We start from the raw sequence: 8,245 nt of genomic DNA on the forward strand, positions 1-8,245 counted from the left end.
GCCGCTCCCTGCCCATGCTGCCTTATTCATTGTCCAAGTTGCTCCTGTTCCATAGCGTTGTCCAGCCACTCCGCATACGGCTCTCCCCATCCCGTCAACCGGAATCGCCTTGCTTCTCCTCCGAGATGCTCGATATAGATAGACAGGCGATTAGGCGGCAGCAGTTCTTCGATCAAACTGGCCCATTCCACAATCGTGACGCCGTTGCCGTAGAAATATTCGTCAAGCCCCAGCTCGTCCGCTTCATCAGCGGACAACCTATAAACATCCATGTGATAAAAAGGGAGGCTCTCCCCCTCGTATTCCTTAATAATCGTGAAAGTTGGACTGTTTACCACGCCTCTAACGCCTAATGCCGCGGCGAACGCCTGAGAGAATGCGGTCTTGCCCGCGCCGAGATCGCCGTCGAGAGCGATGACCGTACCCGGACCTGCGAGAGCTGCCAGTCTGGACGCCCATATCTTCGTTTCCTGCAAGCTGCCCACTTCTTGAACAGCCTCTGCCTTGCCAGCTTTCATCCCCATCACCGCTTCATTATCCAAAATGATTATACCCCCGCTTCGCCACAGGAATATTCCGCTCATCGCCGCTTTGTGCCGACTCCCGGACGAGCTCCACGCCAACCGGCCCCTCCAACGTCTCGCCGATCTCGAAAAAGGGAAGCCCTTCCTCGCGGAAAACGTCTCGAACCTCTTCCAGCTTGTCCTTGGCAATCGTGCCTAGCAACACGTAATCTTCGCCGCCGTAGAGCATCCACTCCTGCGGATTAAGAGAGGCATCGACGCCATACTCCTTAAGCGCATCGTTCAAAGGGAGACTGCTCTCACGAAGGACCAGCCGGAGCCCCGAAGCTTCCGCAATTTCCCACGCCTCGCTGGCAACTCCGTCGCTGACGTCGTTCAGGCTGCTGCACCCATGCTCCAGCAGAAGCCTGCCGGCCCTTACAGACGGAGAGGGACGCTGATGCGCCGCTACAAGAGCAGCACGGCTCTGCCCCGTCTCCCGCTCACCGTCTTGCTCTTGTCCTTGTATCAGCTCAAGATAGCCCGCCTCCGCATGCGGCATGACATGACCCGCCTCAACATCGCCTGCCTGCAACCGCTGCTTCGCAGAACCAGCAGCTCCGCCTCCGCCTGCCTCGGCGAGCAGCAGATGCAGCCCCGCCGCCGACAGCCCCACGGCGCCGGTCAAAAACACGCCCTCCCCGGGCTTCGCGCCGGATCGCCGCACCTCGCGTCCCGCCTCGACGGTTCCCGTCAGCGTGACGGATATAACCAGCCGATCCGGCGACGACGTCGTGTCGCCTCCGATCACGGCCACCCCATAGCGCTCGGCGCATTCGTACAGCCCGTCGTACAACCTCCGCATCCGCTCCGGACCGTACGACTTCGGCACGGCGACCGATACGAGCGCATGCAGAGGCACGCCGCCCATCGCGGCAATATCGCTCACATTGGCGGCAAGAGCCTTGTAGCCGACGTCTTCGTCCCTCATCGTCTCGCTGCTAAAGTGCACGTTCTCCACCATCGTGTCGACCGCGAGCACCATGTGCTTGGCGCCAAGGATGCCGTCGCTCGCCCCGGTGATATCGACAGCCGCGGCGTCGTCGCCGATGCCGAGCAACACGCCTCGCGCGCGCTGCCATTCCGCCGACTGCCGACGCCCCGTCCAATGCGTTATGCTAGCAAACTCATCCACACCGACAATCTCCCTTTTCTCTTCTTATATCCCCCCATTCTACCCTAAACGGCGCAGGATTCAAAGCTTGCGATATAGACAAAAAACCTCCTACGCCGCGGCTTCTGCCGATTAGCGGGGGAGGCATCCGTTACGCGCCGCAATCGCCAGCGCATCTCTCTCGTTATTACAACTCCTTCACTATTGTAATATGAAGCTGATCCTTAAGCTCGATCTCGTACGGGGACTTGGGCAAAGTCCCATCCGCCTCCATAATGACGCGCACTTTGGGGCGATGCACCGCAAGCTGGTTATTTTCTGTCACCACTACAACTTGACCTGTATTCAGCTGAAGCGTCGTCGCCACGGGGTATACCGAGATATGGCTGCAGAACAGCTTGATCAGCTCCAGATCGAAGAACGTGCCGCCGGAAGCGAATAGAAATTCGATAGCCTCGCTTGTTGTATAACGTTTGCGATGCAGACGCGGCGATACGAGCGCATCATAGGTGTCGGCCAGTCCGACGATCTGAGCATATATATGAATTTCATCCTTTTTCAAGTTTCGCGGATACCCCATGCCGTTGAATCGTTCGTGGTGCTGCAAAGCGCAGTGCGCGGATACGATGGAGATATCGTGATATTTGCGCAAAATATCGAAGCCCAGCTTGGGATGCGAATGCATCAACTCCATATCTTCCTTCGTATAACGTCCCGTCTTGCTCAGCAGCTCCGGCGGCAGCTTCGTCATGCCGATGTCAAAGAGCAGAGCGCCTACGCCCAGCTCCTCCAATTGATTCCGATTGAATCCCTTGGCGATTCCCATAATGCCGGACAATACGGCTACATTGAAGGAATGTTGGAACAAATAGGCGTCCATGGAATGAATACTCGACAGATTGACCAGCATATTCGGTCGAGTAGCAAGATCCTGCATGATGTTGCCGAACACCGCGCGAAAATTGCGCCCTATATCGGGAGCAATCGTCCGACCTTTGGTCACGACCTCGTCTTTGAAGGAATTCATGGTTTTATAAATTTCATTGACAGCCTTCGTCCGTGTCTCGTCCCGAATCGTCTCCTCAGGTTCAATGTCCTCGGAAAGCCCGTCTTCAATATATAGAAAGTCGATACCGATGTTGCGAAGTCGCTCGATGTATCGCTCGTTCAATTCAACTCCGGTCCCGAGCAAGACGTTGCCATTCTCTTGAAAGATCGATCTGGCAATCCGATCCCCCGGCTTCGCCATTGCTAGCTGCACTTTTCTCATTTTGTGTATACCTGCCTTCATTGTGAGTCTTTATCCGCGAAGGTGAACCTCTAAGAGGTAGTTCAAAAAGTCCGCCTTTGATCACGAAGTATGCCACGAAGCCTAATCGACATCGAATATGGAACGCAAGCGAAACTTCCGGTGCTCACGTAGTTTCCACTACGCTCTGCTCCTCAGCTTCTACTTTCGTTCCATCTTCTCGGTGCTGAAAACCGAACTTTTTGAACATGCATTTATATATTAGCAAACATCATAACGTCTGACTATGTAGCTAATATCCACTTGGCCCGGATGAAGCACAACCTTCTGAACAAAATCTGAACACGAAAAGTGGAAAAAAAAGGACGAAGCAGTCAATCTGCTGTCATCCCTCTCTCGCTCGGAGCAATCCGCTTACGCCAGCTTGCTCTTAACGATCCGGTTGCGTCCGCTATACTTCGCTTCGTACAATGCAGCATCCGCTTCTGCCATCAGTTCGCGCAGATAAGACTTCGGATCAGTCAGATTGTCCAGATCGAACCGGTCGATCGTTCTAACGCCCATGCTGATCGTCACGGAGACAACTCCGTCACCAATGCCGGACGGCACCTTGTTCTGCTCCACAGTCATCTTGACCTGCTCCGCGATAAGGTCGGCCTGCTCCCGATTCGTATGGGGCAAATAGACCGTGAATTCTTCCCCGCCGAATCTGGCCAGCACATCCGTCGGACGCAGTACTCTTCGTACGGCTTGTACCGTGCTGCATAATACTTCGTCGCCGGCAAGATGGCCAAAACGATCGTTGATCATCTTGAAATGGTCCAGATCGAAGATAAACAAGGAAAACGGAATGCCGTACCGGATATTCGATACGATCTCGCTTTCGAGCTGCTGCAGCAAGTATCTGCGATTGAAACAGCCCGTAAGGCCGTCCGTAATCGCCATTTGCTCCAGTTTCCTGTTCGCTTGGGACAGCTCGTCCTGCATAACGAGAAGCTCTTTGTTCCGTTGCTGCAGCAGCTCGTTCTGGGAATTCGTCTCTTCTACCAGCATTCTAAGCTCCGTTACATCCTGAAAGGTCAAGACGCGGCCGATTATTCGCTTCTTCCCGTCCAATATCGGGGCCGACTGCACGACCACGTAGCAGATGTCGTTGAAATTGATGTTAAGCTCCACTTCCAGCCGCTCCATGGGACGCATTCGTTGAGACTCAAAGAGCGCCAGCAGCTGCCTGGCCGGCTCATCCTTAAATTGCGCTGCAAGCGAAAACGGCTGGAAGAAATCCCCGATTCGCAGCTTTAGTATCGGTTGCAGCATTTTGTTGATCTCCAGAATAACGTCGTTCTCGTCCATGACAAGAATGCCCGTTGACATCGTATTCATGACGTCGCGCTGCACAATGCCGATGATGTCGAACACCCGGTTCCGGCTGATCGCATTTACGATATAGACGGCCGTCGTTGTCAGGCCGATAGAGATGAGCGGAATGTAGTTGTTCAGAAGATCGATGAAATAGATGTTGACGAGCAGATCTCCAATCGCGAAAAACGCCAACATAAACAATCCGATCAATGCCGTCCGGACCATCTGACGTTGCCGAGTAGATTCGTCTTTCATTCGAAGCTTATGAATCAATAAAATCAGCGACACGGATAGATAAAGCAAGAGCTGTCCGATCATGACCCAATAAAGCGGACCGTGCTGCAACTGCTTGACGGGCCCCAACTCGTTGTTGATTTGCAGGAACATGCCTGCCGGATTCCAGCACACGACTGCAACCGACAGAAAGGCGGGAATCGCCAGAACCAACATCCTGCTCTTGCGAATGACGTAGGACTGTCCTGACAGGTAAAGGATGAAGACAAGCCAGCCGACTCCAAGCATCGAAAGTCCTATGTAGGAAGCCGATAGGTACAAGATCCTAAAGGAAGTCTCGGATGTCGTCTGCGATGCGAACTGGAACAGAGGCCACATGATGAAAACGACGTGGAGCAAGAGATAAATGCGATGCAAAACCGTAACCGTGCTTGAGGAAAACACATACAGAAACAGGGCCGCAAGTATCAGAAACATGCTGAAATCGAGCCAGATCATCCAATCCAATAAGATTCACCCATTCGTTTGGTAGCCATCTATTTCCATTGTAGCAAATGTTATTACTCGCGACAATTGCCTATTTGTTGGATGGAAACTATTTTTACCTGGAAACGGGCCATGCTCCCGGTAGCATTCTCTCCAGCGCGGGAGAGAGTCCAAGGAACGACTTGAATGCCTCATACTCCTGCCATTTAGACAGAGATAGTTCTTTGCGACCAGAGACTACAGCTCTAATCAACAGATTTTTGGGCGTGTGCTCCGGATCGACGAACTCCAGCATCTGAACCTTGTAACCCAGCGTCTCCAACAGCTGTCCTCTGACGGCATCCGTCGCCAAGGCGGCGAATCTCTCCTTGAGCAGACCTTGGGACAAGATCGGAGCCAGCACTTCGCTCTCGACTTGACCAAAGAGCTCGTGCTGGCAGCAAGGCACGGACATGATGACGGAGGCTCCCCATCCCACTGCTTTGGCCAGCGCGGCATCGGTCGCGGTATCGCAGGCATGCAGCGTCACAACCATATCCGCCGATGTCAGACCTTCGTACTCCGCGATATCGCCGACCAGGAATTGCAGCCGGTCATAACCCAGCTTACCCGCAAGCTCCGAACAAAACTGAATGACGTCCGCCTTCAGATCAAGTCCCACTACGGAGATCGGCCGGCCCAGCTCTACCGCCAGCAAATGATACAGCGCAAAGGTCAGGTAAGACTTCCCGCAGCCAAAGTCGACAATCCGCAGCTCCCGTCCGGCAGGCAGATCATCCAGCACATCCGAAACCATCTCGAGAAATCGATTGATCTGTCGGAACTTGTCTTGCTTCTTGGCGTGCACCCGGCCCTCCGGCGTCATGATGCCCAGCTCCACAAGGAAAGGCACCGGCGAGCCTTCCTCCAGTACGCGGCGCTTCTTGCGATTATGCTCCATGGGAACGGAGCTCTTTGCGGTTGGAGCCAGACGGCGAACCGCAGCTTTCCCCTTCTTGCTAAAAAGCAATTGGACGTCTGCTTGCGGCGTCTTTATTAACGCCTGCCTGTAATCGCCCTTTAACAGCGACAATAAGGTTTCGGAAGCCTCTTCCTCCTTCAGGTTTCGATGGAGCACCTTTGCCTTGTAATGAGACTCGAATTGATAATGCAGCCCATCCTTCATGGCAACCGGCCTTACGACGGTTTTAGGCGGCGTGTCGTCATCCCTTCGCCGCGGCTGGCTTAGCGTAGCGTGAAGCAGTTCCCCTCTCTCCATCCATTCCGCTACGGTCCGCTGCCATTCCTCTTGCCCTGTTTCGCTCATTAACCCTGCTCACTCCTCATATGGTTGACGGACAAATCCGTTAATCCTTGCCTGATTTCTTCCCGGGGCAGGCCGCCCTGGACAAGCTTGCCGTCATCCAGCAGCAGCAGCCGCTCATAGACAGCCGCTGCGTCCGCCGCGGACAATGCCATATCCTCAAGCAGCTCGTACATGATGTTCTCCATATCCGCGAAACGACCTCCCGCTTCATGCCACTCCATCAGTAGCCGCTTTGCGGGAACAGGCAGCTCAAAGGGACGAAGCGTCTCCAGCAGATCCCTCACTTCGTCATCCGGCTGCACCAGCGTCGGCTCTGCTTCCAGCAGCGATAATCGGATGAACAATCGAAGCGACCTGACATAGCCGGCGAAGCTCTCCGTTTCTTTGCCGAGCTCTGCTTGGAGTAGCGCTTCCTGCTTCAGCAATATCGCGATCGCCTGCAGATGATCGGTGTCCGGAAGGCCATTCGTAGACATGACCTTGATCAGGTCGTCATCCGATAGCGAGCGGATCAGCTTGCTGCTCAGTCGAAATTCCTTGTCCAGCAGCTCGTCGATAACGAGAAGGCCTTCCTCCTGCTTCCGCTCCCGGCGCAGGTTCATAATCTGACCAATGGCTTCCGTCATCTGCGAGATCATGCGCATGAAATAATCCCTTTGGAACAACGCTATTCCTCCCCCAAATACGGAGCCGGCGCGTTCATGGCGAACGACGGCCGGCTCCGGCTTTCTACTTTATAATAGTGGACGGCAAACTAGCGCAAGCTTCCGAGAAAATCCCGGATGGCCGTCTTCAGATCCTCCGGACATTCCAGCATGCTCATATGTCCGGCTTCCCCAAGCTCTACGATTGTCGTCTTCCCGCCTGTCGCGGCGAACGCGCTCTCGGCCGGAATAACGCCATCCTTCCCGCCGGCCACGATCAGCACAGGAACCCACGCGTCTCGAATGACGGAACCCCGATCGGGACGTTCCTTCATGCCTCGTGCCGTAGCCGCCGCTCCATGCTGCGACGTTCCTCGTCCGATCTCCTTGCCTCTTGCCACCTGCATATCAAGCTCTTCCAACCGATCGGAGGCGAAAAGCTTGGGCACGAGTCCTTCGACGAAGACGTCGACCCCATCTCCCTCGATTGTCGCAATCGCTTTGTCACGGTTTTCTTTTGCGGCATCGCTGTCCGGAAGCGTCGTGGAATGCAGGAGTCCGAACGCGGTCAGCCTGCCTCCGTACTGCTCCGCATAAGCAAGCGTTATATACCCTCCAAGCGAGTGGCCGATCATGACGGCCTCGCCGATGCCAAGCTGTCCCAGCAGCTCCTCCACATCGCCTGCGAATGCTTCCATCGAATATATTTCATCGGCTGGAGCCGCGCTGATGCCATGGCCTCTTGCATCGGGCGCGATTATTCTTGCGTGCCGCGCCAGCTCGGCGATGATTTGTTCCCAGTACGAGGAGCTTCCGCAGTAACCGTGCAGAAGCACCAATACCGGTTCCTCCGCCCCCATGCCCTTCGAATCGTAATACGAGAGCTCGAGACCGCTGCCGAGCGTTACGGAACTGTTCGCGATAGAGATTGTCTGTGCGTCAATGCCAGGTTTGCCATTCATACGAAATCCCTCCTCATGGGTGTAATGCCCATCCCCCCGTCTACCGGAAGAATGTTATTGCTTATTATGGATATACCACGCTTCGTTAATAGCTGAAACAATCTCTCTCGCCATACCCATGACAAGATGCAGCGAAGTGGTCTGCAGCATGCCGTATGCCTTGGGGCCGAACCGATTGACGACGCCTGCGATGGCGTAGTCGCCGATCGGCGGCAATTGGCGTCCCGTCGCCGCTCCCGGCTGCAGGGGGCCGCTCCCTAGCATGTAGCCGCCGATCGATTGCGGCTTGCCGAGACACGCATCGATCGCGATAACGGTCAGCGAG

At 54.9% G+C, this 8,245-nt stretch carries 8 protein-coding genes; all 8 read right to left on the bottom strand.

Annotated features, from left to right (window positions below; translation table 11 throughout):
• Positions 1-26 precede the first annotated feature (26 nt).
• Positions 27-524, bottom strand: a complete 498-nt coding sequence (gene tsaE, locus PAT3040_RS13425; protein ID WP_373863942.1) for a tRNA (adenosine(37)-N6)-threonylcarbamoyltransferase complex ATPase subunit type 1 TsaE — start codon at positions 522-524, stop codon at positions 27-29.
• A 10-nt stretch (positions 525-534) separates the two neighbouring features.
• The gene (locus tag PAT3040_RS13430) at positions 535-1,698 is read right to left on the bottom strand and encodes a thiamine-phosphate kinase (protein ID WP_108993058.1); all 1,164 of its coding nucleotides are present in this window, start codon (positions 1,696-1,698) and stop codon (positions 535-537) included.
• Between the two features lie 166 nt (positions 1,699-1,864).
• Positions 1,865-2,947 (bottom strand): HD-GYP domain-containing protein, encoded by a 1,083-nt coding sequence (locus PAT3040_RS13435; protein WP_087571154.1) that lies wholly within the window; start codon positions 2,945-2,947, stop codon positions 1,865-1,867.
• A 393-nt stretch (positions 2,948-3,340) separates the two neighbouring features.
• Positions 3,341-5,020 carry a histidine kinase N-terminal 7TM domain-containing diguanylate cyclase gene (locus tag PAT3040_RS13440; protein ID WP_256975964.1) on the bottom strand — a complete coding sequence of 560 codons (1,680 nt, stop codon included), beginning with the start codon at positions 5,018-5,020 and terminating at the stop codon, positions 3,341-3,343.
• Positions 5,021-5,123: 103 nt separating this feature from the next.
• On the bottom strand, positions 5,124-6,314 hold the full coding sequence (locus tag PAT3040_RS13445) for a class I SAM-dependent methyltransferase (protein WP_108993059.1): 1,191 nt from the start codon (positions 6,312-6,314) through the stop codon (positions 5,124-5,126).
• Positions 6,314-6,979 carry a DUF6483 family protein gene (locus PAT3040_RS13450; RefSeq protein WP_108993060.1) on the bottom strand — a complete coding sequence of 222 codons (666 nt, stop codon included), beginning with the start codon at positions 6,977-6,979 and terminating at the stop codon, positions 6,314-6,316. Before PAT3040_RS13450 ends, PAT3040_RS13445 begins: the two co-directional genes overlap by 1 nt.
• 89 nt (positions 6,980-7,068) lie before the next feature.
• Positions 7,069-7,920 (bottom strand): alpha/beta fold hydrolase, encoded by an 852-nt coding sequence (locus PAT3040_RS13455; protein ID WP_087571158.1) that lies wholly within the window; start codon positions 7,918-7,920, stop codon positions 7,069-7,071.
• 54 nt (positions 7,921-7,974) lie between these two features.
• A partial coding sequence (locus PAT3040_RS13460) for a DUF1256 domain-containing protein (RefSeq protein WP_146200423.1) occupies positions 7,975-8,245 on the bottom strand: 271 nt, incomplete at its 5' end.

Source organism: Paenibacillus agaridevorans, from assembly GCF_003112455.1.
Classification (GTDB): Bacteria; Bacillota; Bacilli; order Paenibacillales; family Paenibacillaceae; genus Pristimantibacillus; species Pristimantibacillus agaridevorans.

Coding starts and splice junctions, on each gene's coding strand:
- tsaE (WP_373863942.1), bottom strand. CDS start 524: ATGGGGATGAAAGCTGGCAAGGCAGAGGCTGTTCAAGAAGTGGGCAGC.
- PAT3040_RS13435 (WP_087571154.1), bottom strand. CDS start 2,947: ATGAGAAAAGTGCAGCTAGCAATGGCGAAGCCGGGGGATCGGATTGCC.
- PAT3040_RS13440 (WP_256975964.1), bottom strand. CDS start 5,020: ATGATCTGGCTCGATTTCAGCATGTTTCTGATACTTGCGGCCCTGTTT.
- PAT3040_RS13445 (WP_108993059.1), bottom strand. CDS start 6,314: ATGAGCGAAACAGGGCAAGAGGAATGGCAGCGGACCGTAGCGGAATGG.
- PAT3040_RS13455 (WP_087571158.1), bottom strand. CDS start 7,920: ATGAATGGCAAACCTGGCATTGACGCACAGACAATCTCTATCGCGAAC.